26 protein-coding genes and 2 tRNA genes are annotated in these 24,176 nt (G+C 51.7%); 19 read left to right on the top strand and 9 right to left on the bottom strand.

Annotation, left to right across the window (positions count from 1 at the left end; genetic code table 11):
- Positions 1-105: 105 nt before the first annotated feature.
- From K0B01_11935 to K0B01_11920, 4 genes are all read right to left on the bottom strand, one after another.
- The gene (locus K0B01_11935) at positions 106-480 is read right to left on the bottom strand and encodes a hypothetical protein (GenBank protein MBW6486846.1); all 375 of its coding nucleotides are present in this window, start codon (positions 478-480) and stop codon (positions 106-108) included.
- A gap of 88 nt (positions 481-568) precedes the next feature.
- A complete protein-coding gene (locus K0B01_11930; GenBank protein MBW6486845.1) occupies positions 569-2,050 on the bottom strand; it encodes a DUF853 domain-containing protein in 1,482 nt (493 codons plus the stop codon).
- Positions 2,050-2,505, bottom strand: coding sequence for a large conductance mechanosensitive channel protein MscL (gene mscL, locus K0B01_11925; protein MBW6486844.1), 456 nt, complete (start codon positions 2,503-2,505; stop codon positions 2,050-2,052). The genes K0B01_11930 and mscL overlap by 1 nt, the downstream gene beginning before the upstream one ends.
- Positions 2,506-2,546: 41 nt before the next feature.
- The gene (locus tag K0B01_11920; GenBank protein MBW6486843.1) at positions 2,547-2,822 is read right to left on the bottom strand and encodes a transposase family protein; all 276 of its coding nucleotides are present in this window, start codon (positions 2,820-2,822) and stop codon (positions 2,547-2,549) included.
- 185 nt (positions 2,823-3,007) lie between these two features.
- On the opposite strand from K0B01_11920, the gene K0B01_11915 reads away from it, so the two are divergent.
- A complete protein-coding gene (locus K0B01_11915) occupies positions 3,008-3,286 on the top strand; it encodes a response regulator (protein ID MBW6486842.1) in 279 nt (92 codons plus the stop codon).
- A gap of 87 nt (positions 3,287-3,373) precedes the next feature.
- Here the strand turns inward: K0B01_11915 and K0B01_11910 are convergent.
- Positions 3,374-3,460: transfer RNA gene (locus K0B01_11910), tRNA-Leu, on the bottom strand.
- A 108-nt stretch (positions 3,461-3,568) separates the two neighbouring features.
- On the opposite strand from K0B01_11910, the gene K0B01_11905 reads away from it, so the two are divergent.
- A tRNA-Ala gene (locus K0B01_11905) sits at positions 3,569-3,644 on the top strand.
- Between the two features lie 57 nt (positions 3,645-3,701).
- Here K0B01_11905 and K0B01_11900 read toward each other — a convergent pair.
- The gene (locus K0B01_11900; protein ID MBW6486841.1) at positions 3,702-5,300 is read right to left on the bottom strand and encodes a SurA N-terminal domain-containing protein; all 1,599 of its coding nucleotides are present in this window, start codon (positions 5,298-5,300) and stop codon (positions 3,702-3,704) included.
- A 389-nt stretch (positions 5,301-5,689) separates the two neighbouring features.
- Here K0B01_11900 and K0B01_11895 point away from each other — a divergent pair, with 389 nt between their 5' ends.
- From K0B01_11895 to rodA, 5 genes are all read left to right on the top strand, one after another.
- Complete coding sequence (locus K0B01_11895) at positions 5,690-6,718, top strand: rod shape-determining protein (GenBank protein ID MBW6486840.1); 1,029 nt, start codon at positions 5,690-5,692, stop codon at positions 6,716-6,718.
- Between the two features lie 79 nt (positions 6,719-6,797).
- Complete coding sequence (gene mreC, locus K0B01_11890; protein ID MBW6486839.1) at positions 6,798-7,625, top strand: rod shape-determining protein MreC; 828 nt, start codon at positions 6,798-6,800, stop codon at positions 7,623-7,625.
- Positions 7,622-8,134, top strand: coding sequence for a rod shape-determining protein MreD (gene mreD, locus K0B01_11885; GenBank protein ID MBW6486838.1), 513 nt, complete (start codon positions 7,622-7,624; stop codon positions 8,132-8,134). The genes mreC and mreD overlap by 4 nt, the downstream gene beginning before the upstream one ends.
- Positions 8,100-9,980 (top strand): penicillin-binding protein 2, encoded by a 1,881-nt coding sequence (gene mrdA, locus K0B01_11880; GenBank protein ID MBW6486837.1) that lies wholly within the window; start codon positions 8,100-8,102, stop codon positions 9,978-9,980. The genes mreD and mrdA overlap by 35 nt, the downstream gene beginning before the upstream one ends.
- Positions 9,980-11,089 carry a rod shape-determining protein RodA gene (rodA, locus tag K0B01_11875; GenBank protein ID MBW6486836.1) on the top strand — a complete coding sequence of 370 codons (1,110 nt, stop codon included), beginning with the start codon at positions 9,980-9,982 and terminating at the stop codon, positions 11,087-11,089. The genes mrdA and rodA overlap by 1 nt, the downstream gene beginning before the upstream one ends.
- Before the next feature lie 151 nt (positions 11,090-11,240).
- Here rodA and K0B01_11870 read toward each other — a convergent pair whose 3' ends face one another.
- On the bottom strand, positions 11,241-12,143 hold the full coding sequence (locus K0B01_11870; protein ID MBW6486835.1) for an SDR family oxidoreductase: 903 nt from the start codon (positions 12,141-12,143) through the stop codon (positions 11,241-11,243).
- 309 nt (positions 12,144-12,452) lie between these two features.
- On the opposite strand from K0B01_11870, the gene K0B01_11865 reads away from it, so the two are divergent.
- The 7 genes from K0B01_11865 to K0B01_11835 are packed head-to-tail and all read left to right on the top strand — an operon-like array spanning position 12,453 to position 18,427.
- Positions 12,453-12,878: a hypothetical protein gene (locus tag K0B01_11865; GenBank protein ID MBW6486834.1), complete on the top strand. Its 426-nt coding sequence runs from the start codon at positions 12,453-12,455 to the stop codon at positions 12,876-12,878.
- On the top strand, positions 12,878-13,501 hold the full coding sequence (locus tag K0B01_11860; GenBank protein MBW6486833.1) for an ATP synthase F0 subunit B: 624 nt from the start codon (positions 12,878-12,880) through the stop codon (positions 13,499-13,501). The genes K0B01_11865 and K0B01_11860 overlap by 1 nt, the downstream gene beginning before the upstream one ends.
- A 42-nt stretch (positions 13,502-13,543) precedes the next feature.
- Positions 13,544-14,089, top strand: a complete 546-nt coding sequence (atpH, locus tag K0B01_11855; GenBank protein MBW6486832.1) for an ATP synthase F1 subunit delta — start codon at positions 13,544-13,546, stop codon at positions 14,087-14,089.
- A gap of 3 nt (positions 14,090-14,092) precedes the next feature.
- Complete coding sequence (gene atpA / locus K0B01_11850; GenBank protein MBW6486831.1) at positions 14,093-15,607, top strand: F0F1 ATP synthase subunit alpha; 1,515 nt, start codon at positions 14,093-14,095, stop codon at positions 15,605-15,607.
- A 55-nt stretch (positions 15,608-15,662) separates the two neighbouring features.
- Positions 15,663-16,538: an ATP synthase F1 subunit gamma gene (atpG, locus tag K0B01_11845; protein ID MBW6486830.1), complete on the top strand. Its 876-nt coding sequence runs from the start codon at positions 15,663-15,665 to the stop codon at positions 16,536-16,538.
- 52 nt (positions 16,539-16,590) lie between these two features.
- Positions 16,591-18,000 carry a F0F1 ATP synthase subunit beta gene (gene atpD / locus K0B01_11840; GenBank protein MBW6486829.1) on the top strand — a complete coding sequence of 470 codons (1,410 nt, stop codon included), beginning with the start codon at positions 16,591-16,593 and terminating at the stop codon, positions 17,998-18,000.
- Between the two features lie 19 nt (positions 18,001-18,019).
- Positions 18,020-18,427, top strand: a complete 408-nt coding sequence (locus K0B01_11835; GenBank protein ID MBW6486828.1) for a F0F1 ATP synthase subunit epsilon — start codon at positions 18,020-18,022, stop codon at positions 18,425-18,427.
- A 71-nt stretch (positions 18,428-18,498) separates the two neighbouring features.
- Here the strand turns inward: K0B01_11835 and greA are convergent, their stop codons facing one another.
- Positions 18,499-18,975: a transcription elongation factor GreA gene (gene greA / locus K0B01_11830; protein MBW6486827.1), complete on the bottom strand. Its 477-nt coding sequence runs from the start codon at positions 18,973-18,975 to the stop codon at positions 18,499-18,501.
- Positions 18,976-19,178: 203 nt separating this feature from the next.
- Here greA and K0B01_11825 point away from each other — a divergent pair, with 203 nt between their 5' ends.
- From K0B01_11825 to K0B01_11805, 5 genes are all read left to right on the top strand, one after another.
- On the top strand, positions 19,179-19,943 hold the full coding sequence (locus K0B01_11825; GenBank protein MBW6486826.1) for a DUF1446 domain-containing protein: 765 nt from the start codon (positions 19,179-19,181) through the stop codon (positions 19,941-19,943).
- A 2-nt stretch (positions 19,944-19,945) separates the two neighbouring features.
- Positions 19,946-21,022 carry a D-alanine--D-alanine ligase gene (locus K0B01_11820; protein MBW6486825.1) on the top strand — a complete coding sequence of 359 codons (1,077 nt, stop codon included), beginning with the start codon at positions 19,946-19,948 and terminating at the stop codon, positions 21,020-21,022.
- Between the two features lie 10 nt (positions 21,023-21,032).
- A complete protein-coding gene (locus K0B01_11815) occupies positions 21,033-21,929 on the top strand; it encodes a DUF4384 domain-containing protein (GenBank protein ID MBW6486824.1) in 897 nt (298 codons plus the stop codon).
- A 113-nt stretch (positions 21,930-22,042) separates the two neighbouring features.
- The gene (locus tag K0B01_11810; protein ID MBW6486823.1) at positions 22,043-22,576 is read left to right on the top strand and encodes a hypothetical protein; all 534 of its coding nucleotides are present in this window, start codon (positions 22,043-22,045) and stop codon (positions 22,574-22,576) included.
- Positions 22,577-22,602: 26 nt separating this feature from the next.
- Complete coding sequence (locus K0B01_11805) at positions 22,603-22,887, top strand: zinc ribbon domain-containing protein (protein ID MBW6486822.1); 285 nt, start codon at positions 22,603-22,605, stop codon at positions 22,885-22,887.
- An 18-nt stretch (positions 22,888-22,905) separates the two neighbouring features.
- Here K0B01_11805 and K0B01_11800 read toward each other — a convergent pair whose 3' ends face one another.
- Positions 22,906-24,054, bottom strand: coding sequence for a DHH family phosphoesterase (locus K0B01_11800; protein MBW6486821.1), 1,149 nt, complete (start codon positions 24,052-24,054; stop codon positions 22,906-22,908).
- Between the last annotated feature and the right edge of the window lie 122 nt (positions 24,055-24,176).

Below are 24,176 nucleotides of genomic sequence, written 5' to 3'. Positions count from 1 at the left end.
TATCCAATCCTTTCACACAGTCGCCGAATCCCGTTGGTCACGAACGCCAAGGGAAACACCAGGGCTTCCCTTACGTTTAGTGTCCTATAAAATGCCTTTTCGCCATCAAATAGTAAGTCCGTGCTCAATGAAACTGCCCTGCCCCGCGTCGGTCACTCTGAAATCAGGGCTTTTCAGGTCATACAAGAAATTTATTTCGAACTGAAAAACCATGGCCATCTTCATATTGGACATGAGCCAGGTAAGATAGTTCTTTCCCACCTTGCCAAGCCAGTTGTCAGCCGTCGTAACGATCTCTTTTGTAAATGCCTTGAAAACCACCAACTCGCCGACAGATTTCATGTTCTCCACAAAGGCGTAGATCTGGTCTTCTTTTGCGCCCCTGCCGGAGGCCTTCCTGCCGAAGACCTTCTTTACTATAATCGATCCCGCAACACCCAGGATAACTCCTGTGACAATAGCGATTAGCACTGTATCCATTTTTTCATCTCCTGTTACTTCATGTGGGGCGCTGTAAAAATTACACCTTCCAAGAGGTCACTGCCGGCAGCAGAGAATCAGCTCAGGTTTAGCGACGGCCCATTATGCCGCCAAGCAATCCCCTTAAAATCTGTCGGCCGATCTGGCTTCCTACGGTGCGCGCAGTCTGTTTCGCCAACGTTTCCACCATGCCTTGTCGGCGTTTTGTACCCCACATCCAATCGCCGAACTTCCCCCGACCTTCAGGCGATTTTTCCACCTCCGAGTGATCCTTTTGTGCTACGGCTGCTTCCTTTTCCAAGGTCCGCCGGGTGAGGATTTCGTACGCGGACTCGCGGTTTATTGTTGTATCGTATTTACCTGCTACAGGGCTGCGCGACCGTACAGCGGCACGTTCTTCCGGTATTGCCGCCCCCATCCGGCAACGCGGTGGGCAGATTATTGTGCGCTCCACCGGCATGGGAATCCCCTTCTCCTGGAGTGTGGAAACCAGCGCTTCGCCGACACCGAGCTGCGATATGGCTTCGGCAACATTAAGTTTGGGGTTAGCTACGAAGGTTTCCGCGGCGGTTCTAACCGCCTTCTGGTCGCGCGGAGTGTAAGCCCTAAGCGCGTGCTGGATACGGTTACCCAACTGACCCAGAATTTCATTGGGCACATCGTCAGGGAACTGAGAGCAGAAATACACACCAACTCCCTTGGAGCGGATGATTCGCACGACCTGTTCCACCCGTTGACGCAACGTTGGAGGCGCGTCATCAAATAACAGATGAGCCTCATCGAAGAAGAACACCAGCCTGGGCTTGTCGAGATCGCCCACCTCGGGCAGGTTCTCGAAGAGTTCCGACAGCAGCCAGAGAAGAAAACTCGAATATAATCGTGGCCTCAGGATGAGTTTGTCTGCGACAAGTATGTTAATAATTCCTCGACCGCTGAGATCGGTACGGAGCAAGTCGTTAAGTTCCAGCGCGGGCTCGCCAAATAGGACTTTTCCACCTTGTCGCTCCAGCGCCAAAAGCGACCGCTGTATGGCGGCAACGGACTGTGCGCTTACCAGACCATACTTTTTTGAGATATCCTTTCGATTATCGGCGACGAACCCGAGCAGCGCACGCAGGTCATCGAGGTCAAGCAGGAGCAGACCCTGGTCGTCTGCCAGCTTGAAGGCGATCTCAAGCATCCCGGCCTGAGTATCGTTGATCTCCAGCATCCGTCCCAGCAGGCTCGGACCGATTTCGCTTATCGTGGTGCGTACCGGATGGCCGGCATTACCTAAGACGTCCCAGAATAACACAGGATTCGCCTCGTTAGTGTAGCCTGTCATGCCGATCTGGGCGACTCGCTGCCGGATCTTCTCGCTGTTTATACCGGCCATCGCCAGGCCGGAGACATCGCCCTTTACGTCGGCCATGAATACCGGCACACCCATGCGTGAGAATCCTTCTGCCAGTACCATGAGAGAAATGGTCTTGCCGGTGCCGGTGGCCCCCGCTATCAGGCCATGACGGTTTCCATATTTAGCGAGTAAATTAACAGGCTGTTCGCCCTTGCCGACAAGTATCTCGTTCATCATTTTTCCTTCAAATCCGCCGTGCAGAATGCGCAGCGGGTTGCCTTTATAGATATGGTCGACATACAGTAATGACACTCCTTAGTTGTTGGCTCTGCCGGTGGAGCTTCCTCCTGTCTCTTAAGTTTATTTATGCCGCGTATTAAGAAGAAAACCGCAAAGGCTACGATAATAAAGCTTATCATCGTATTGATAAATAAACCGTAGTTGATGGTAACCGCGCCAGCCTTCTGCGCATCGGCAAGAACCGCATAGGGTCCCGCCACTGTGCCAGCCTTGAGAACTATGAAAAGATTCGCGAAATCAACATTGCCGAGAAGAAGACCGACAGGCGGCATAATGATATCAGCTACCAGTGACTTGACGATGGTTCCGAAGGCGGCTCCGATTATGATTCCAACGGCCATATCAACTACATTACCTTTTATTGCAAACTCTTTGAATTCTTTTAACATTTCTGCTACTCCTTTCCTTTCTAATGGCATTTGACTTTTGTTCACATATCACTCCAGCCCGGGCTGGAGAAAGAATATATGATATAAATATATTCGTCAATGATTAATAAGGATTTTAATAAGGGCTGAAAATTTTCCTTAAGACTTTGCGCCCAATCGGCAATGGCCAGATAGCCGCGCATGCCGCACAAGGTCGCCCCGGCGGCAATGGCTAAGATGGTGGAAATTTTTTGCCGTCGTCCTTGAACTCGACGGGGATCAGGGACACCGGTAAAAAAGTCGAGGAGAGATTCCATTTCTTGGGCGCTGATCATCATTTTCTTGCCTCCTGTACGATAATTTGGTTCGATCCCTGGTTGGGACAACAATGTTTGGGCATTGGAAATCAACGGCTTGACAAAAACCATTTTGGGGGAGTCGGCAATCGCACTGTAACCTTTTTTGATTCGCCTAAAACCCTTGGTGTTATAAGGCCACTGCGGCAGCGAGCGGTGAAGAAGCCTTGGTATATTTAAAAAACAACAAAGCGGATCTCATAATTCTGGATATGATTATGGATCCCGGCATGGACGGACTTGATACATACAGAAAAATACTGGAAATCCAGCCGCAGCAAAAGGCAATCATCGTCAGCGGCTTTTCAGAAACTGAACGAGTAAGCCGGGCACAGGAACTGGGAGCAGGCGCTTATATCAAAAAGCCTTATGTTCTGGAGAGCTTGGGATTGGCCGTGCGCAAAGAACTGGATAACCCACTGTTCCGGGGACAGCGGAAGCGTTAACTCGCCAAAAAGATATCTAATCAGCCTGGTGTCTTCGGCAAAAGGGCTTGCCTGTTGTTTGACAATCGGCAAGCCCTTGTTTTTATCTGGTGCCGGAGGTCGGAATCGAACCGACATGCCCTTGCGAACGGGGGATTTTGAGTCCCCTGCGTCTACCAGTTTCACCACTCCGGCAATGGGGGGTTGTTTATGGGAGGAAGCGTAAAATGTCAAGAAAAATGTATTGACAAGCCCGGAAATCTCATGTTAGGGGAGCCGTCTGATTTGCGGCGACTATGAATCGGGGTTGTAGCTCAATTGGGAGAGCGCTTGAATGGCATTCAAGAGGTAGCGAGTTCGATCCTCGCCAGCTCCACCATTCTTTAAAAGTAAGCCCGTCTTTCCGGATGTTTGGGGAAGGCGGGCTTACTTTCTTCTATAAATCCTTAAAGTCGCGGACGAATTTCAGCCTGCCCTGCTTAACAAGCTCCGCTTTGCTTCCCTCCAGCCATTGCCGGAAAGCTTCGGTTTTCTCGGCCTGGGAAAGGTACTTTGCCACAGCGTCCTTCTGGGAGGCGAAATCGCTGTCGTCGGCCTTGCTTCTCTCCCGCAGGGCGATGACTATATAGTCCCCGTCAATCAAAAAGGCCTTTTCCGGAGAAGGCTTTTTCGAGGAAAGCTGGAAAAGCGACTCGGTCAGCTCCGCCGAAGAGCCTATTTTCGGAATCGCGCCGCCGGGCTGAAAAAACCCAGTTTCCAGAACCTTTAATCCCCGGCCTTTGGCCAGCGCCTCCAGCCACTCCCCTTTTTTCAGGCTGGCGGATATCTTCTCTGCTTCCTTTTGCGCCAGCTTTCCGGCCTCGACTTCCCGATATTGCTTCTCCACAGAGGCGGCGATATCCTTGAGCGCCGGCACATAAGGCGTCTTGCGCGCCGCAATCCTGACTATGTAGTAGCCATTCTCCCCCTGCAGAACACGGCTGATTTCCCCATCCCTCAGAACAGAAACGATCTTTCCCCATTGGTCTATTGCCTTGAACTCCTGGGGGGGTGCGCTTATTGCGGAGAAATCTGTCGTGTGAATCGCAAGCTTCTTCTGCGCTGCATAGGCGTCGAAGTTCTCCTCCTGATAAATCGTATCGTGGGCCTTTTTGGCTTCATCATAAGCAGCCTTCCGCCCGGCGCCTTGCCTGATGTCGCCGCTGACCCTGCCCCGGACATCGGCAAGGGGAATGATTTTATCATTTTTCTTGTAGAGCTCCCGGTGTTTTTCATAATAATCCGCTATTTCGGTTTCGGAGGGAACAACCGTCGCGGCAAAATCCTGCGGCATAAACGCCAAGTATTTGATCTGCACCTGTTCGGGAACCCGGAATTTTCCCTGATTGGCTTTCAGGAAATCCTCCAGCTCCGTCTGGGAGGGCTTCAGGCCAGAAAGAAAATCCGCGGGAGAAATCCGGATGTAACCGAGATTGAGCTTCTCCTTTTGCAGACGATAGAAATCGAGAACATCCTCATCCGCAATCTTGACGCCGTCCTTGATAAGGCTCTCAACCTGAGCGGAAAGGAGGATTTTTCGCTGACTGTCCTCGAATTGCTCCGTGGTCATTTTAGCCGCCCGGATGGTTTGCTCATAAATTCTGTTGTCAAAAACCCCGTTCTGCTGGAAGGCAGGGTACGAGAGAATCGCGTTTTTAACCTCCTCATTGGAAATATGAATCTCCAGATCCTCCGCTTTTTTGAGTAAAACCTCCTGATTTATCAGGATATCGAAAGCCTGTTTTTTGAGGTTCAAGCCCTTGAGCATCGCTTCCGTCAAGGAACGCCCCAATTGTTCCCGATACATATCAAGCAGATTCTGATATTCCTTTTGGAAGTCAACATAAACAATCGGTTTTCCATCAAGCATTGCAATCCGCTCTGCTTTATTCCGACCGCTCATTGAGCCGAAATAGAAAATAAAAACCACGATAATGATCCCCAGAACGAGCTTCATTAACCAGTTTCTTGCGTGTCTCCTCATGATATTGAGCATGGTGCTTCTCCCTCAAAAAATTATTGTAACGAGCCAATTGCAAAACTCCCAACGCTGTCACTCCAGCAACGCTTCTGGGCGGGAAAACGAAGTTTAATGTTCATAATCCATTTTTTACCCATTTGAAATCATGGATGCCCGACAAAAGCACTCGGGCATGACACGGAGTTTTGCAATTACCTCTAACGTTCAGGAATTAGTAGCCCGATCAGGGATATCCTGCGCTCGGGCTCAATAATATAGCAACCGGCAAAATGCAATGATTTTCTTTAAAAAGGATTGAACGCCGGTATGAAATGCTATATAGAGCAAACGGCATCGGGAGTATAATTTTGATGTTATTGATTATATGAAATAAGTCGGAGGATACGGGTTTGCTTTTTGATTTTATTTTGGGGAAATTTTCCAACGACCTTGCGATTGACCTGGGAACGGCCAATACGCTGGTGTATGTCAAGGGAAAAGGGATTGTGCTCAACGAACCCTCCGTGGTCGCCGTGCACAAGAATGCCCGGGGGGAAAAGAAGGTGCTGGCGGTAGGCGCCGAGGCCAAAAAGATGCTGGGCAGAACCCCCGGCAACATCGTCGCCATCCGTCCGATGCGCGACGGGGTGATCGCCGATTTCGACATCACCGAGGCGATGCTCCGCCATTTCATCCTGAGGGTTCACAACCGGCGCGCCCTCGTTCGTCCCCGGATCATCGTCTCCATTCCTTCGGGGATAACCCAGGTGGAGAAACGCGCCGTCCGGGAGACGGTGGAATCGGCCGGCGCACGGGAGATATACCTGATCGAGGAACCGATGGCGGCGGCGATCGGGGCGGGCTTGCCGGTAACCGAACCGATCAGCTCGATGGTTGTCGATATCGGCGGCGGGACAACCGAGGTGGCGGTGATCTCGCTTACCGGCATCGTCTATTCCCGGTCGGTCCGGGTTGCCGGCGACCGGCTGGACGACGATATCGTGCAGTACATAAAACACAAGTACAGTCTGCTCATCGGCGAGCGCACCGGGGAGATCGTCAAGACAACCATCGGCAATGCCTTCCCCGATGCGGATGGGGCAGTACGCACGATGGAGATAAAAGGCCGGGATCTGATCTCCGGCATCCCCAAAATCCTCGAGATCAACTCCGATGAAATCCGCACGGCCATCGGCGAATCACTGGGCCTGATCGTAGATGCAATCAAGAACGCCCTGGAGAATGCCCCTCCCGAACTCTCCGGAGACATTGCCGACCGCGGGATCGTCCTGACCGGCGGCGGCGCGCTTCTCAGAAACCTCGATTTGCTGATCAAAGAGGAAACGGGGCTTCCGACCATCATCGCCGACGACCCGCTCACCACCGTCGCCCGGGGCGCCGGTATGGCCCTCGATCACATTGATATCCTCAAAGAGGTCACCTTTCAAACATAGGATTTTAAGCTTGGCCGTCGGCAGCTAAGTCATATCAGCGCTTTTGCGCAGTCTTCATTAAAAAGCAGTAAATTGAGAAATGCTTATCCCGAAGAAATATCGTTCCCATATCACAGCCGCCGCTTTTTTAATAATATCGCTGGCTATAATTTCCTACGGCGCGTCCAGCCTGACTGAACCCGGGTTCCTGCGCAAGACCGTCATGGAAATAGCGACCCCGTTTGCGAACCTTTTCAATCTTTCTTCCAAGGGTTTAAGCGATTTTTGGAAAAGGTATCTTTTTCTTGTAGGATTAGAGGAAGAAAACAGACGGCTGCGGGCTGAAAAAGCCGCCCTTGCCGAGCAGCTCAACAATTACCGCGAGGGATATTATGAAGGCCTCCGACTTCGCAAGCTGCTCGACCTCCAGCGCGGCCTGCCTTACAAAACAGTAACGGCAAGGGTGGTTGACAACAATCAAAATTCGCTATCCAAAACGATCCTGATTGACAAGGGAACAGCCGACGGTCTGAGTGCGGGACACCCCGTCCTGTCCGCGCAGGGGGTAACGGGGCGGGTGATGGAGACATCCTGGCACTCCTCGCGCGTCCTGCTTATGATCGACGGAACCAGCAATATCGATGCGATCATTCAGCGAAGCCGCACCCAGGGAATCCTTCAGGGAACAGGAAAATCCGGATACAAGCTGAAGTATATCCCCCCCACAGCCGATGTGCTGCCAGGCGATTTACTACTCTCTTCCGGTATGGCAGGGGTCTTCCCCAAAGGGCTGATTATTGGGATCGTCTCTAAAATAGAACCGCAAAAAAGTGAGCTGTTTCAGAAAATTGACGTGTCGCCGTCGGTAGATTTCTCCAGGCTGGAAGAGGTGCTGGTTTTGCTTCCCGGGAAGGAACCCGACCCATGATTGCCTTCCTGCTACAGCCAATATTCATTTTCCTTCTGACAATGCTGCAAGTAACCTTCATGGAGTTTTTTTCCATAGGCCCGGCAAGCATTGATTTAGCCTTTGTTTTCGTAATCTATGCCGGTTTTTGGTTCAATCCCTTGCGGGGCGTTGTTCTTTCCTTCATGCTTGGTTTTTTTCTTGATTGCATCGTCAGTCCCATTTGGGGCCTTCATATGTTTTTATACGTCCTTTTCTTTTACCTAGCAAAGATTGCCGGTGCCCAAATTGACCGGAAAAACAGCTTGGCGTCATCAGTTTTCACCGGCATCTGCCTTTTTCTGCAGGGCGCGCTCCAAGTCCTCTTCTCCTGGTTAATACTGGACGTCGATATTATCTACACTCTCCCGCAAATATTCCTCCCCCAGGCGATCGCAATGGGAGTCTTAAGCCCGTTTATATATTATGTTTTTAATTATTTTGAGGGTTTTGTGAATGCTGAAGTTAGGCAATCGGCTCGACGTTTATGAGCCAGGACAGTTAAAACACAAATTCGGCATATTGCTAATTATAGTGGCTGTAGTACTGACAATCCTCGCGCTCAGATTGTGGTATCTGCAGGTGCTCAAGGGCGATGATTTTCGTCAGCGCTCAGAGAACAACAGCTTGCGCCTGAGGAAAATAAAACCTCTGCGGGGGTTGATAATGGATAGAAATCGTAAGCTGCTTACGGAGAACCGTCCTTCCTTCAATATTTTATTCATCCCTGACAAGGCCAGGGATATCAAGAAATCAATCGCTAAAATAAAATGGTTTTATTCGCTTAATTCCCTGGAACTTGCCGGCAATGTATCCATTCCGGATAAATTGAAACCGTTTGTGCCCGTAACTCTCGAACGAAACGCAACCATGGAAAAAGTGGCAGTAGTCGAGATTCACTCTTTTGAACTTCCCGGCGTTGTAACAGAAATTACGCCGGTCAGACAGTATCTCTATGGGGAAGCCAACGCGCAGATAATAGGTTTTACCGGTGAAGTAAGCCGGCGGGAAATTGAACAAGATATCACCGGACATCTGTCGCCCGGCGATAACATTGGCAAATTCGGGATTGAAAAATCGCTGGACGCGCATCTGCGGGGAAAAAGCGGCACCGAACAGGTGGAGATAAATGCAACCGGCAAGATCGTCCGCTCCCTGGGGCGAATACCGCCCAAATCCGGCAACAATGTCGTCTTGAACATCGATCTGGAGCTTCAGAAAGCCGCATGGGAGGCCGTCGGAAACCGCAGAGGCGCGGTTGTGGCTCTGAACCCTAAAAACGGCGACGTTCTAACGCTCATCAGTTCGCCATCCTTCGATCCCAACATCTTCACAGGGGAACTCTCCGCGGGCGAATGGGAAAAACTCTCCTCAGATCCGCAGCATCCCATGGAAAACCGCGCGATCGCCGGCCAATATCCGCCTGGGTCAACCTATAAGCCGATCGTAGCTGCGGCCGCCCTCGAAACGGAAACGATCACCCCGGACAAAAGCATTTACTGCAATGGCGCCTTCAAATTCGGAGACCGAATATTCCACGACTGGAAAAAAGAGGGACACGGGGAAACAAGCCTGCACAGGGCCATCGTAGAATCCTGCGACGTCTATTTCTACAACCTCGGGAAAATGCTCAATGTGGACGTCATCGCCGAATACGCAAGGGGGTTCGGCCTGGGCGCTCCCACGGGAATCGACCTGCCTCGTGAAAAGAGCGGCCTTGTCCCGACCAGGCAATGGAAAAAAGACCGCCTTAAATCCCCCTGGTACGCCGGAGAAACAATATCGCTGGCGATAGGTCAGGGATTCAACCTCGTCACCCCTCTGCAACTGGCAAGTGCCTACGCTGCCTTGGCGAATGGGGGAACGCTTTACCGTCCCCGCATTGTCAAACAGATTGAATCTCCCGATGGCCGGATATTGCAGTCCTTCCCTCCGGAAATAAAGGGTTTGCTTCCTGTCAGCGCCCCCAATATCACGACCATCAACAAGGGCCTGTGGGGAGTGGTAAATGAAAGAGGGGGAACCGGCTATCTGCTGAAAAATGCGCAACAGGATGTCTGCGGGAAAACGGGCACTGCCCAGGTAATCGGTCTTCCGCAGAATGCCAAAGAGAAAAAAATGACCGCCGAAACGAACGATCATGCGCTGTTCGTCTGTTTTGCCCCCTGCGAAAATCCGGAAATTGTCATAGCCGTCATCCTGGAAAACGCCGGGCATGGCGGAGCGACAGCAGCCCCGGTGGCAAAAAAAATGCTGGACGTTTACTTCTCAAACAAACTTCCTGAGCGCAGCCCTTCACAAGGCGCTCCGGCCTCAAACAAGGTGCAAAAACAATGATGAAACTGGACCGCGGTCTTCTGCTCAATTTCGACTGGACACTCTTTATCCTGGTTATGGTAATCACGCTCATCGGCCTTTTGAATATCTATAGCGCCTGTCTCAGCATCTCCATCCCCGGCCAGACCCCTTATTACATAAAACAGATTCAATGGATAATCATCGGGTTCGCCGGGATGACCATCGCCTTTTTTATCGACTATCGCTTCCTGGCGCGCCACGCTTACATAATCCATGGCATCGCTATCCTTCTGCTTTTCGTTGTATTGATAGCGGGCAATTCCGCTCGCGGTTCCCAGCGCTGGATAGCCCTTGCCTCCTTCTCCTTTCAACCTTCGGAGTTTGTAAAACTTACTATTATTCTTGCTCTTTCCAAATATTTCGACGCCCACCAACTGAGCCGCGGATATCGCCTTAAAGAACTGCTGATACCCTTCTTAATAACCATAGTTCCCTTCCTGTTGATTTTGAAACAGCCGGATTTGGGAACTGCGCTGATTTTGCTTATCATCTTTTTGGCAATCATATTATTTGTCGGCATGGACTATAAGTCAACCCTGATGGCCGCTGCAGGGGGATTGGTTATGATTCCAATTGGTTGGCATTTTCTCAAGGGTTACCAGAAAGAACGGATATTCACCTTCTTCAGCCCGGAAAATGATCCCTTGGGCGCCGGCTACCATATTATTCAGTCCATGATTGCGGTAGGATCCGGTGGATTTTTGGGAAAGGGATTTCTCAAGGGGACCCAAACGCAACTCCGCTTTCTGCCGGAACAGCAAACCGATTTTGTTTTCTCCGTTTTTGCCGAGGAATGGGGATTCATCGGCGGCATCGTGCTGCTCTTGCTTTTTCTCTCTTTGATTATTTGGGGGTTGAATATAATGTTGCACTCCAAGGACTATTCGGGCGCTTTGCTCTCTTTCGGGATCACCATGCTCATTCTTTGGGAGGTTTTCATCAATATCGGAATGGTCCTCGGAATCCTTCCCGTGGTTGGAATTCCGCTTCCCTTTCTCAGCTACGGAGGATCATCATTGCTCGTGCTGATGACTGCGTCCGGCATCTTGATGAGCATCAGCGTAAGAAGATTTCTTCTGCAGAAATAAAACATGGATTAGCGGCATAAAACCCGTTTGGAATTATCTGACTTTGTTGAACATATATGATATTTCCCCTCCTGAAAAACGAGGCCGGTTGAATTGATCATTAAAGAGGGAAACGGGCATCTCAGTTAACAACGTCCCTCCCCTCGGCGTATCAAAAGCGCAGTTGGGCGCGCAAGGCAGCGCCGATCGCGGGGAGTTCGGCGAACGGATCTGCCGGGTTGCGCTGTTCCACGATGCAGTCCATGCGCAAGCGCACATTTTCCATGGCCTTGGGGTGGCTGAAGATGTAAAACCTGTCGGCGCTGATGGCATCGAACACCATCTGCGCCACTTGTGCGGCAGTGACCTTGCCGGAACTCACCGCCTTCTCGCTCATGGCCTGACCGATCAGTTGGCTGTGCGTCAGGGGCTCGCCGGTGAGTGCCGCGGGCCGGTTGCGCTGGCTCTGGGTGATGTTGGTGGGGACAAAGTACGGGCACAGCACACTGGCGCTGACCTGATCGCTCACCAGCTTCAGATCCTGGTAGAGGGTTTCGGACAGGCTCACCACTGCATGTTTGCTCACGTTGTAAACCCCCATGATTGGCGGGGTGAGCAACCCGGCCATGCTGGCGGTATTGACGATATGGCCTCGGTAAGTCGGGTCTGCTTTGGCCGCAGCAAGCATCAGCGGGGTGAACAGTCGCACTCCATGAATCACGCCCCAGAGGTTGACGCCCAGTACCCATTCCCAGTCCTTTACCGAGTTTTCCCACACCAGGCCACCCGAACCGACGCCCGCATTGTTGAATACGAAGTGCGGGGCGCCAAAGCGCTGCATCACCTCCTGCGCCAGGCTCTCCATCTGCCCGGCGCTCGATACGTCGATCCGGCGCGCAAGCACGGGCGCTCCGGCAGCCCGCATCTCGTCAGCGGCTTTGTCCAGAGCGTCCTTTTGCACATCCACCAACACCAGGTTCATGCCCAGCCTGGCGCCAATACGAGCGCACTCGAGCCCGAATCCCGAGCCGGCGCCTGTCAGTACGGCGGTTTTGTCATGAAAGTCTTGAATCATTTGTTCTCTCCTTAGGGGGCCTTTTCATATCGGAAGACAGGAATTGAGTCCCCCGATAATGCAACCCACCTTTCTAGCCCGTCTCCAAGATTATCAAAGACAAACGCTTAGGGTCAAGCTGATTCCAGTTCCTGGCCAATCTTCAGGAATAAATACGGAAAACGTCCTATATTTCCTTTTTTTCTTGACAGCGTAAAGATAATAGGGTAGAGCCCGCACATAAAATTTGCCTGCAAGATAAGCCAATGCATTTAAGTATCTAACTACTGGACATTTTTTTGCAGTATATAAAACATGAGGTGACATGTAGTGGTCAGTATCGACTATTCACTGGGAATCCAGATATTAAATTTTCTTATACTTATTTTTATTCTGAATATTCTGCTTTACAAGCCTCTCCTGGGCGTCCTCGACAAAAGAAAAAAACAAACTGCGGATTCTGAGGCCGAGGTCAGCAACCTTCAGGGAAGCATCGATCAGAAGATGGCTGCCTACGAAGAGAAGCTTCGGCTCGCCAGGACAGAGGCCATGGCAATGAAAAAGACCCTGATAAAACAGGGCGATGACGAGGCAAAAACACTAATAGATGCAACAAGATCGGAAATCCCGGGGCTGCAGGAGGCTTTCCGTTTAAAAACGGCTGGCGAAATTGCCTCCGCGAAGAGTATCCTGGCTGATAATTCCCGCAAGCTGTCCGTTGAGATCGCGGAAAAAATAATGGGAAGGGGCATCTGATGGGAACAGGACGTGCGATAGAGCCAGGCAAAAATATCCATGGCAAAAAACTCTTTGCTTTCACAGTCATCTCTTCTTTACTCCTCTGCACGTTTCTTGTCTCTGCGGCCTGCGCCTCCGGGGGCGGGAGTGAAGACACGCACGCAAAGCTGATCAATTTCGCGTGGAAGGCCCTCGATTTTATTGTCCTTGCCGGCATTATCTACTGGCTGGTGGGTAAAAAGGCAAAGGACTTTTTCGCAGGACGCAGGGAAAAAATCGGAAAAGGGCTGGCGGATGCCGCATCCCAACTCGAAGAGGCACAAAGAAAATTCAGGGAATACGAAGCAAAGCTCGATAAGGCAACCGTTGAAATAGATGAATTAACCACGATGATTCGGGAACAGGGACAGGCCGAAAAACAGCGGATCATCAAGGAAGCCCATCAAATAGCCGAAAAAATTAAGGAAGATGCCCGCTTGCGCATGGAGCAGGAATTCAAGAAGGCACGGCATCAGCTCCGCCTCGAAGCGGTAAGCTATGCAACCGAGATGGCGGAATCGCTCCTTCGCGAAAATATCCGGGTTGAAGATCACGAAGCAATGACAAGAAATTATATAAATAATACCGTAAAAGCCAATTGATAAACGTTTGTCATCATTCATTATCAAGGGAGCAGCAAGAAATTGATCAATAGAAATATTGCCAGGCGTTATGCGAAAGCTTTTTTTAAAGTGGCCGCAGAAGGGAAAATATATCAGGAATGTTACGATGAACTCGTTGCCTTCGCCAATATTATCAAGACAGATGATAATCTCTATGGATTTCTGACCAATCCGATATTCTCCCTGTCCGATAAAAAAGCGGTCATGGAAGCACTGATAGAAAAAAGGAACCTTGCCAATCTGTCAGCCAACTTCCTGAAACTGCTGGTTGATAAGCGTCGTATCGTCCTGCTTCCCGACATCATGGACTGCTATCGGGACATTATGGATAAAGAGTCGGGAATGGTCAGAGTCGCCGTTAAAACCGCCTTTCCCCTTTCGCCGGAACTCTCCGAAAAACTGCGGAGGGGACTGGAGACGATGACCAGGGGCAAGGTCGAAATGACCATTTTAGATGAACCCGAGCTGCTGGGCGGCATAGTGGTTCGGATTGGCAACACCTATTATGACGGAAGCGTCCGAGCGCAATTGAACGACATCCAAAATCTCTTGGGGGAGGAGATATAGAGCATGGAAAGCATCAAGGCTGAAGAAATCAGCGAAATCATATCAAAACAAATAAAGGACTACGAAAAGAAGCTCGATGTCAGTGAAACGGGCACCGTGCTTTCGGTAGGCGATGGAATCGCCAGGGTTTATGGCGTGGAGAACGCCATGTCCATGGAGCTGCTCGAGTTCCCCGGGGGAATCCTCGGCATGGTTCTCAATCTGGAGACCGATAACGTCGGCGTGGCCGTTTTGGGTGAAATCTCCCATATCAAGGAGGGCGATATTGTCAAGCGCACCGGCAAGATCGCCCAGATTCCCGTCGGCGAAGCGCTTCTTGGTCGCGTGATCGATGCAACCGGCGCTCCCGTTGACGGCAAAGGACCCATTGAGGCAACCGAATACAGCCGAATCGAGATGATCGCCCCCGGGGTCGTGCAGCGCCAACCGGTTAACGAGCCCATGTACACCGGCCTGAAGGCGATCGATGCGATGACGCCAATCGGGCGCGGCCAGAGAGAGCTGATCATCGGGGATCGTCAGATCGGGAAAACGGCAATCTGCATCGATGCGATCATCCGCCAGAAGGACACAGGGGTCAAGTGCATTTATGTGGCAATCGGCCAGAAAAAATCGACCGTCGCCCAGTTGGTGGAGACGCTGAAAAAAAACGATGCGATGTCCTATACCTGCGTCGTCGCCGCCTGCGCCAGCGACCCGGCCACACTCCAGTATATTTCCGCTTATGCCGGCTGCAGCATCGGCGAGTACTTCCGCGACCGGGGGCAGGACGCCCTGATTATTTATGATGACTTGTCGAAACAGGCCGTCGCCTACCGCCAGATATCGCTTTTACTGCGGCGTCCTCCTGGTCGTGAGGCCTTTCCTGGGGATATTTTCTACAACCACTCCCGGCTGCTCGAGCGGGCGGCCCGGGTAAGCAAGGAGCTGGGCGGCGGCTCCCTTACCGCCCTGCCAATCATTGAAACCCAGGCCGGCGACGTCTCCGCCTACATCCCCACCAATGTTATTTCCATCACCGACGGTCAGGTCTATCTGGAGCCGTCACTGTTTTTTTCGGGCATCAGACCGGCGATCAATGTTGGGCTTTCCGTCTCCCGCGTCGGCGGCGCCGCTCAGGTAAAGGCGATGAAACAGGTCGCCGGCACTCTTAAACTCGATCTTGCCCAGTACCGGGAACTGGCGGCCTTCGCCCAATTCGGGTCTGACCTCGATAAATCGACACAGGCCCAGTTGGAGCGCGGTGTCCGGCTCGTGGAGATACTCAAGCAGCCGCAGACAGCGCCGATGTCCCTTTCCCAGGAGGTTGCGATTCTTTTTGCGGGAACACGCGGTTTTCTTGACAAGCACCCGCTCGACAAGCTCAAAAGCTACGAGCAGCAGTTGCTTGCCTTTTTGGAAGGAAAATACAAAGAGATCATGCAGGAAATTGACGACAAGCAGGTGATCAGCCCTGAGCTGGAGAAAAAGCTGAAAGCGGCCTTGACCGAGTTCGCTTCCGTCTTCTCCGCTGATTGAACCGAGGGCGAGTATGGACAGACGATAGCTTACACAAAGAAGGAGCCGTATTTGAATGGCCGCACTTAAGGACATTAAACGGAAAATCAATGCCGTTCAAAAAACAAGACAGATAACTCGGGCAATGAACATGGTGGCTGCCTCCAAGTTCAAGGCGGCCCAGATGCGAATGCTGAACTTCCGCCCCTACGCTGCATCGTTCATGGAAATGCTCGGTGATCTGGCAGGAAGGGTCAGCGTCGAATCCAACCGGCTGCTGGCGGTAAGGGAACCGAAGCGGATCAAGGCCATTTTAATGACCTCCGACCGGGGTCTCTGCGGCGGGTTCAACAACAATCTGACCAAGGCCACGGAGCGGTTCGTGATTGAGAAGCAGCGGTTGGGGCTCGATGTAGAGCTTATTCCGGTAGGCCGGAAGGGCAGAGATTTCTTCAAGAAAAAGTTTAAGATAAACCACGCCCGTTCCGATGTTTTTGGCAAATTTGACATGAATCTGGCAATCAGCATCGCCAATGATATAATCCCGCCCTTTATTGCGGAAGAGTACGACGAGCTTTATCTGATCTATAATGAGTTCATCAATGTTTCCATTCAGAAGCCGAGGGTCTTGAAGATTTTCCCCATCGCCCCTTTTGCAAAAAAGGCAGAAACTGATATTGCCAACGAGATTGATTACATCTACGAACCGGCAGCGAAAAATATCCTGGAAAATCTTCTCCCGATGTATGTGCATGTCCTGATTTATCGAGCGCTCGCCGAAACATCGGCCGGGGAAAACGGGGCGCGGATGGCAGCGATGGATAACGCAACAAGAAATTGCGAGGAGATGGTAAGCGGCCTTACGCTTAAATACAACAAGGCGAGACAGGCGGCGATAACCTCCGAGCTTATGGATATTGTGGGCGGAACAGAGGCTCTGGCAAAAGCCTGACCAGAAATATCGAAAGAACATCAATATACTTCTACATTTGAAGGAGAAGGTCATGAATATTGGAAAGGTTGTACAGGTTATCGGACCGGTTGTGGATGTGGCGTTTGAAGAGGGACAGCTTCCCAGTATCATGAACGCCATCGCCATTACCAACCCCACGATCAACGACAGCGAGGATAACCTGATTGTCGAGGTTGCCCAGCACTTGGGCGACAACGTCGTACGCTGCATCGCCATGGACATAACCGACGGGCTCGTCCGCGGCATGGCTGCCAAAGACAAGGGCGAACCGATCACCGTCCCGGTAGGCTCTGAATGCCTCGGCAGAATTCTGAATGTCGTAGGACGCCCGGTTGACAGCCTCGGACCGGTAAACGCGAAAGCATCCATGCCAATCCACCGGGAAGCTCCCCTGCTTGTCGAGCAGGACACCTCGGTTCACCTGCTGGAAACCGGGATAAAGGTCATCGACCTTCTTGTTCCGTTTCCCCGCGGCGGGAAAATGGGACTCTTCGGAGGCGCCGGCGTCGGCAAAACCGTCGTTATGATGGAGATGATCCATAACATCGCAATGCATCACGGCGGAATATCAGTTTTCGGCGGGGTAGGAGAACGCACCCGTGAGGGAAATGACCTCTACCGTGAAATGATGGAGTCCGGGGTTATCAAGCAGGCCGCCCTGGTCTATGGGCAGATGACCGAGCCCCCCGGCGCCCGCGCCCGGGTAGCCCTGACAGCCGTAACGGAGGCGGAGTATTTCCGGGATATCGAAGGACAGGACGTCCTCCTTTTCATTGACAACATCTTCCGTTTCACGCAGGCCGGCTCCGAGGTCTCGGCGCTCCTGGGCCGCATGCCTTCCGCCGTCGGCTATCAGCCGACCCTGGCCACCGACTTGGGAGAGCTGCAGGAGCGAATTACTTCGACGGACAAGGGCTCCATCACCGCCGTCGAATGCGTTTACGTACCCGCGGACGATCTCACCGACCCCGCGCCGGCCACCACCTTCAGCCACCTCGACGGCAGCGTCGTGCTCTCGCGGCCGATAGCGGAGCTGGGCATCTACCCGGCGGTTGATCCGCTGGATTCCACGTCCCGAATCCTGGATCCCACCGTTTTGGGCGCGGAACACTACAACGTGGCGCGCCAGGTGCAGATCACCTTGCAGAAATACAAAGACCTGCAGGATATTATTGCCATTCTCGGGATGGACGAACTGTCGGAAGAAGACAAGCTGACCGTCAACCGGGCCAGAAAGGTACAGCGGTTCCTCTCCCAGCCGTTCTTCGTCGCCGCCCAGTTTACCGGCACCGAAGGGAAATTTGTTTCCATCGCCGATACGGTTCGCGGCTTCAAGGAAATACTGGAAGGTAAATACGACGAACTGCCCGAACAGGCTTTCTACATGGTCGGCAGCATCGAAGAAGTTATGGAAAAGGCGAAAAGGCTTACAGCGGCGTAGCCGGAGGAATATATTCAAGATGCCAACTGAAATGACATTGGAAATTGTTACCCCGGAAGGAATAGCCTTTAACGGGGTGGTTGACGAGGTAACTGTTCCCGGCACGGAAGGCGAATTTGGAGTGCTCAAGGGACATGCCCCCATGCTTGGTTCGATCGGCATCGGAACGCTCAGCATTCTGAGGGATCGCAAAAGGATATTTTACGCAGTCAATACCGGCTATGCCAAGGTCTCGCCCTCCAAGGTTACCTTGCTCCTCGAAACGGCGGAAAGAGCCGATCTGATCGATCGGGAAAGGGCGGAGAAAGCCCTCCAGCGGGCAGAGCAGAAGCTTGGCCAGCTTTCCCGTGATGATATCGAGTTCGAAAAGGCCCAAGCCGCACTCAGAAGGGCAATCGTGCGAATAAACACCTCCGGCAGAAGCTGAAGCCTTTCCCCGCCGCTTTAAAAAGCATCCGGCTGGTTGCACACAAGCCGCCCGGCCCTGCTCCCTCCGCCCTACTCCTCGACGGAAATATCCAGTATCTCGAATTCGCGGGCGCCGCCCGGCGCCATTACCGTCACCACGTCGCCAACGCATTTCCCGATAAGCGCCCTGCCGATAGGAGAGGTGACGGAGATTTTGTTCTTGTCAATATCGGATTCAAAAGGCCCCACCAGCCGACAAACCATTTCCTTGCCGTCTGCGGTATCCTCGACGGCTACGGTGGTGCCGAAAACTACCTTCTCATACGTCTTGTTTTTAAGCTTGATCACATCGGACATGGCGAGATTATTTTCAAGTTCCTGCACCTTCCCGTGCAGAAAGGACTGCCTCTCCTTCGCCGCTGAATAATCGGCGTTTTCCGAAAGATCGCCATGGCCTCTGGCGATTTCAATATCCTTTGTATTCTGGGGGATCAAAACCGTCTTCAGATTTTGCAGTTCCCTTTTCAACATTTCAAAACCACTTTGGGTAATCGGCATCCGCTCCATTATAAATCACTCTCCTGCTTGAATGTAACTGCTTGGATTGAGCTTAATAGAGAACAGATAGTGTGTCAAGAGGGAAAACGCGGTTTTTAAACCCGCAAAATAATCTGGAAATGAAATTGAGTTGGTGATATGAGAGATTGTAAGCGGCATGGTTGCAGACGTATTCTAAAGACCAGAACATAAGAACGACAAGGAGGTACTTCATGAAAAAATCTTTTTACACAGGCCTGTTTGCTCTCATCCTGATTTTTGTCGCGGCGATACCGGTCAACGCCTTTGAAATAGGCGCCAGAGCCCTGTACTGGTTCCCTTCACTCGATGGGGAAGTTAAGGCCGACAACGCCGGAGTTGTTGGAACCAGGTTGGATTTGAAGGATGATCTCGGGGTGGACAACGAATCCTTCCCCAGTGTTGAGGTCTTCGGGGGAATCGGTAAACACACAATCAGCCTGGCATACACACCAATTGATTATTCAGGCTCAAAGACACTGACGACGCCGATAAACTTCAATGGCAAAACCTTTGGCGCAACGGTAGATACCGACCTTGAGCTGAAAATGCTCGATTTCCAATACCGCTACAGGTTTCTGGATGTTGAAAATGTTCTCGCCGGCTTTTCTCTTTCCGCTATCGGTCAGATAAAATACATCGACGGGCTGGCGAGTATCCGCGATACCACCACAGCTGCAAAAGCTGAATACACGATTAATGTCCCCATCCCGATGATCGGCGCCGGCGCCCATGCGGGGATTCTCGCCGGGCTGCTGGAGGCGCGGGCCCAGTTAACCGGCGCCTTCTATTCGGGAAATTATCTGTTAGAGGGACTGGCTGATTTATCCTTAACCCCCTTCCCGTTCGTCGCAATCAATGCCGGCTATAAAATATTGCACATAAAAGTCGATCACAACGACGTTTTTCTTGATTCCACGTTTTCCGGTCCTTACGTTGGCTTGACGGTGAGCTTCTGATAATGACCACAAGCAAGGATTTGTCGCCAACTTCTAAATGCCGGGTTGGAATCGTCATGGGCGGACTCTCCTCGGAAAAGGAGGTTTCGCTGGAAAGCGGGCGGAACATCTTCAGCAAGATTGACCGCCGCAAATATACGCCCATCGCCATATTTATGGACAGTTGCGCTCTTCTCTGGGAGCTTCCCGTAAAACTCCTGATGCGCAACAGCACACGCGATATCGGGGATGATTTAAAGACGGAAGCCACACCCATACCCTATGAATCACTGAAAGAGCGAGTGGATGTGGTCTGCAACGGGCTGCACGGTAAATACGGGGAGGACGGGTGCATGCAGGGGCTCCTCGAACTCCTCAAAATCCCCTATACCGGCTCCGGGGTTCTTTCTTCCGCAATCGGGATGGACAAGTACGTATCCCGGCAGATTCTCGCCGCAAGCGGGATCGACGTCCCGCGGACGACACCCATTCGGGAAAAACAATGGAGAGAAAATAGCCTCGATATTACAGAAGAGATAGGACGGGATATCGGCTTTCCCTGCGTTGTCAAACCCTGCCGTGAGGGATGCAGCACGGCGGTAATCAAGGTCGTTGCCGCAGAGGGGGTTGCCGAAGCGGTAGAAAATGCCTTCTTGTGGGACAGCATGGTCCTTGCCGAGGAATTCATCTCCGGGACGGAGGTTACCTGCGGGATTCTCGGCGTGGGAAATCCGGAGGCCCTCATGCCCTCAGAAACCATCGCTACCGAGGGAATCCTCTCCCTGGAAGACAAGTTTCTCTACGGGCAAGGGGAAAACAAGACCCCGCCCCGCCTCCCGGATGAGCAGATTGAAAAAATCCAGGAAACGGCTGTTGCCGCCTTTCGGGCTTTGGATTTAAAGGGATACGCCCGCATCGACATGTTCGTCCGAAAAGACGGACGGGTAGCAGTTCTCGAACCAAATACCCTTCCCGGGATGACCCCCTCCACCGTTCTTTTCCACCAGGCGGCGGCAGTCGGGATTACTCCGGCCGGGTTGATTGACCGGATTATCGAATACGCCAGGGAGGTACATACAGAAAAAAAAGGACCTTTATAAAGGAGGCATCATGAAACTTTCTTTTCTGCTTCACCCCGAATTCCATTCTATGCTTGTCATATTTATCGTCCTTTCATTCCTGAGCTTGTCTGGGTCATCAGCGTTGGCAGAAACCTCCATACCCCTGCCGGATTCCGAAAATCGCTCGTTTATCGTGGGGGTCAAGGCGGGAATCATTGATGGCAAAACCGCTCGCAAAGAGGCCTCCGCCCGACTGGCCAAACGGGGCAAACAGATCGCCATCGAAAAGATCCAGGCCCGTCTCGCCGGTAAAAAGGGCGCAGACCTCGACTTCGAATTCGCCAAGACGCCCGCCAGTCCAGCCAAGATATTGAAACAGGAAGAGCTGTCAACCCCGGACAGCAGCAAAAAACCATTTCTCTGGATTGAGGCGGAGGGGACATTTATCCTCAAGAACCCCAGGACAGGAAAACGCCCTGAAGCAGCGACACTCGACCGGGCAGATTTTCTCGATGTCCGCATTTGGACTGATCAGAGAGAATACAAAAATGCCGAAAAAATCGTCCTTTACCTGCAGGGAAATCGGGACTTTCAGGGGAAGATCATCAAGATCGACCCCAAAGGCAATGTCCACCAGATACTGCCCAATAATTACCGCCAACTGTCCTTTTTTGAAAAAGGCAAGCGCTACCTGATCCCCGACGAGGGCGATCGCTACGGATTGAGTGCGCAGCCCCCCTTCGGCACGGTTCGTTTTGTCGTTTATGCGACGTCTCTGCCGCTGAGCCAGGTAAACCTGACAGCCATAACCGGCGGCATTTTTAAATACAGGGGTTCGGAAAAGTTTTTCGGCAGAAGCGTAAGGCATATTATTCCCTCCGGCGAAGAACAGCTCGCCGAATTCTACGAGGCCCGGTGGGAGATAAAAACCGTACCCCGCAAATAGCCGCAAAATGTTTCACCCTTTACAAAAGACGAACCTTAAGGGTGAAGATAAATGGTTGACAGTTCATGTTAAGTGCATATAATACCGCCGCTTGACAGATGGTTGGTGGGCAGGTGGATATGTATTTTAGCCAGACACAGATAGCCTTGGCCCGGCAGTCCTTTGCGGAGGCCGAGATAATGACGCGGCGTTTTTTTGGCATCAATGCCGGGGAGCACGCATTGCACCGGTATGACGTCAAGACACGCGCCTTTCTCGAAAAGCACGAGATTTGCGACGGCACCTTCGCTCATCTTTTCAAGTATGAGTTAAACAAGGAACGGGAACATGACGGGAATGGCGATGAAGCTATAGTTTTCTACCGCATCTGCCTTCAGGACGACGTCATCCTTGACGCGGTCAAAAGGGCAGACAGTTTTGTCCGCCTTTCCCCGCTGCTGTTGTACGTTGCGACGCACGAACTGGTGCATGTTATCCGTTTCGAAAGGAGCGAGGGTGATTTTTACGCCACAGGAGATGAAAAGACATCCGAAGAGGAGAAGGTCCACCGGATCACCAGAAACATGCTTAAACCATTGGCTGACGCCGAGTTGAATCTGGTTCTGGATTGTTTCAGCGACAGGTACCGGGTGCAGCCTTTTCAATAGAACAGATATTTTGGAGGTTTGTTGATATGCCGATTTACGAGTACAAGTGCCGAAAGTGTGGTAAAGAGTTCGAGGTTTTCCAGGGGATAACGGCTCAGCCGATACAGACTTGCCAATCCTGCGGCGGGCATGTGCATAAATTAATGTCGCTTTCAACGTTTCATCTGAAGGGAAGCGGCTGGTACGCAACCGATTACGGCGGAAAGAAAGCCCCGGCAACGGAAAAAAGCAGCGAGGCAAAAACCGCCCCTGCCGAGACCGCGGCAACGCCCAAAACAGCCGAGGCAACTTCCTCAAAAGAAAAGGAATAAAGACTATCGCTTGTTTTTTTAACTTGTCCCTTTTTTCCGCCGGAGCTGCTGAACAAGAAAATGATTAACCGCATCCTGGGAGAGATCATCCCCCAGGATGTTTTTCATGGCATCCAGGGGGATCTCGACCCGGGCGGCGCTGCGATGCCCGCCGGCGGAACCAATACTCCCGAAAGCTCTTATCGCAATAGCGCCGCAGTCATGACGATAACCATCCCCCCGGAAAATAATGATAAGGCGATCCTTCACCATGCCGGCAATTATTACATGGAATACATTGATTATCCTGATATAGAAATCGGCCACCTGCACGCAGACATCGGCGCTCTCCACCGTCCCGAGGAAACAGACCACTCGATCACGATAGCGACGCTTATGCTTGTGGGCATAAGCGAAGTACTTGAGAAACCGATCCGGTATCTGGTTTAACTCGATGCGCCGGATGAGCTGCCGATTGGCATGCATAAAATTGAAATAATAGGCGCTTACATCCTCCAGCCGTGCGTCGCGTTCGAAATTATTGGTATCGCTCCTGATTCCATACAGAAGCGCCGTATAAAGACGCTTGGGAATTCTGGTGTGCGCAACCAGGAGGTATTCCGTCATGATCGTGGAAAGGGCCCCGTAATCCGCACGCACATCGGCAAGCGAGGCATGCCAGACTGTCCGGCAGGGATGATGATCAAGAACGATCTGGGGTTTTATATCGGCGAGCGCTTCCCTGAAGAAGGTCGGCTGGGCATCCACAACCGCAACAAGGCGATATTCCTTCAAATCAGTCTTGTCAAGCATCTGTATTTCAACCTTCATTTCCTTGACAAATTCGGCGTTTTGCTGGCGTATAACCTGCTCGGTAGCAACAAAGACACACTTGGCAAGCGGCTTGGTCTGATTGAGCAATTCCCTTAGCGCCATCGCAGAGGCAACTGCATCAGGATCGGGACTGCCGTATATCAGAATCGCCAGCGTATCGTTTTCCTGGAGCATTGTCTTCAGTTGAAAGACGTTGAGAACGGTTTCCTCTTTTTTTTCTAAAAGTGATTCGATACGTCTCATGGATTCGTCCTGATCTATTTTTTCCCCTGCCGGAGGTTGAATTTTGATTGTATCTACTACCTCATCGACTTTTTTTGCAAGTATAAAAAATTCTCCCTTTTTATAACCCATCTTTACCACTTTAATTGCCAAGCATAGGTAATCATTCATTTTGCAAAATTATCTTAGACGTAATTATTCGTTTAGCATTGCCCTTGCCTTATGAAGCACCTCATTTTGGCGGGTCATGGTTA

This window comes from Syntrophobacterales bacterium (assembly GCA_019429105.1).
Taxonomy (GTDB): Bacteria; Desulfobacterota; Syntrophia; order Syntrophales; family UBA5619; genus DYTH01.
Note: the sequence above shows the minus strand (reverse complement) of the source record. Positions and strands in the feature narration are given on the sequence as shown.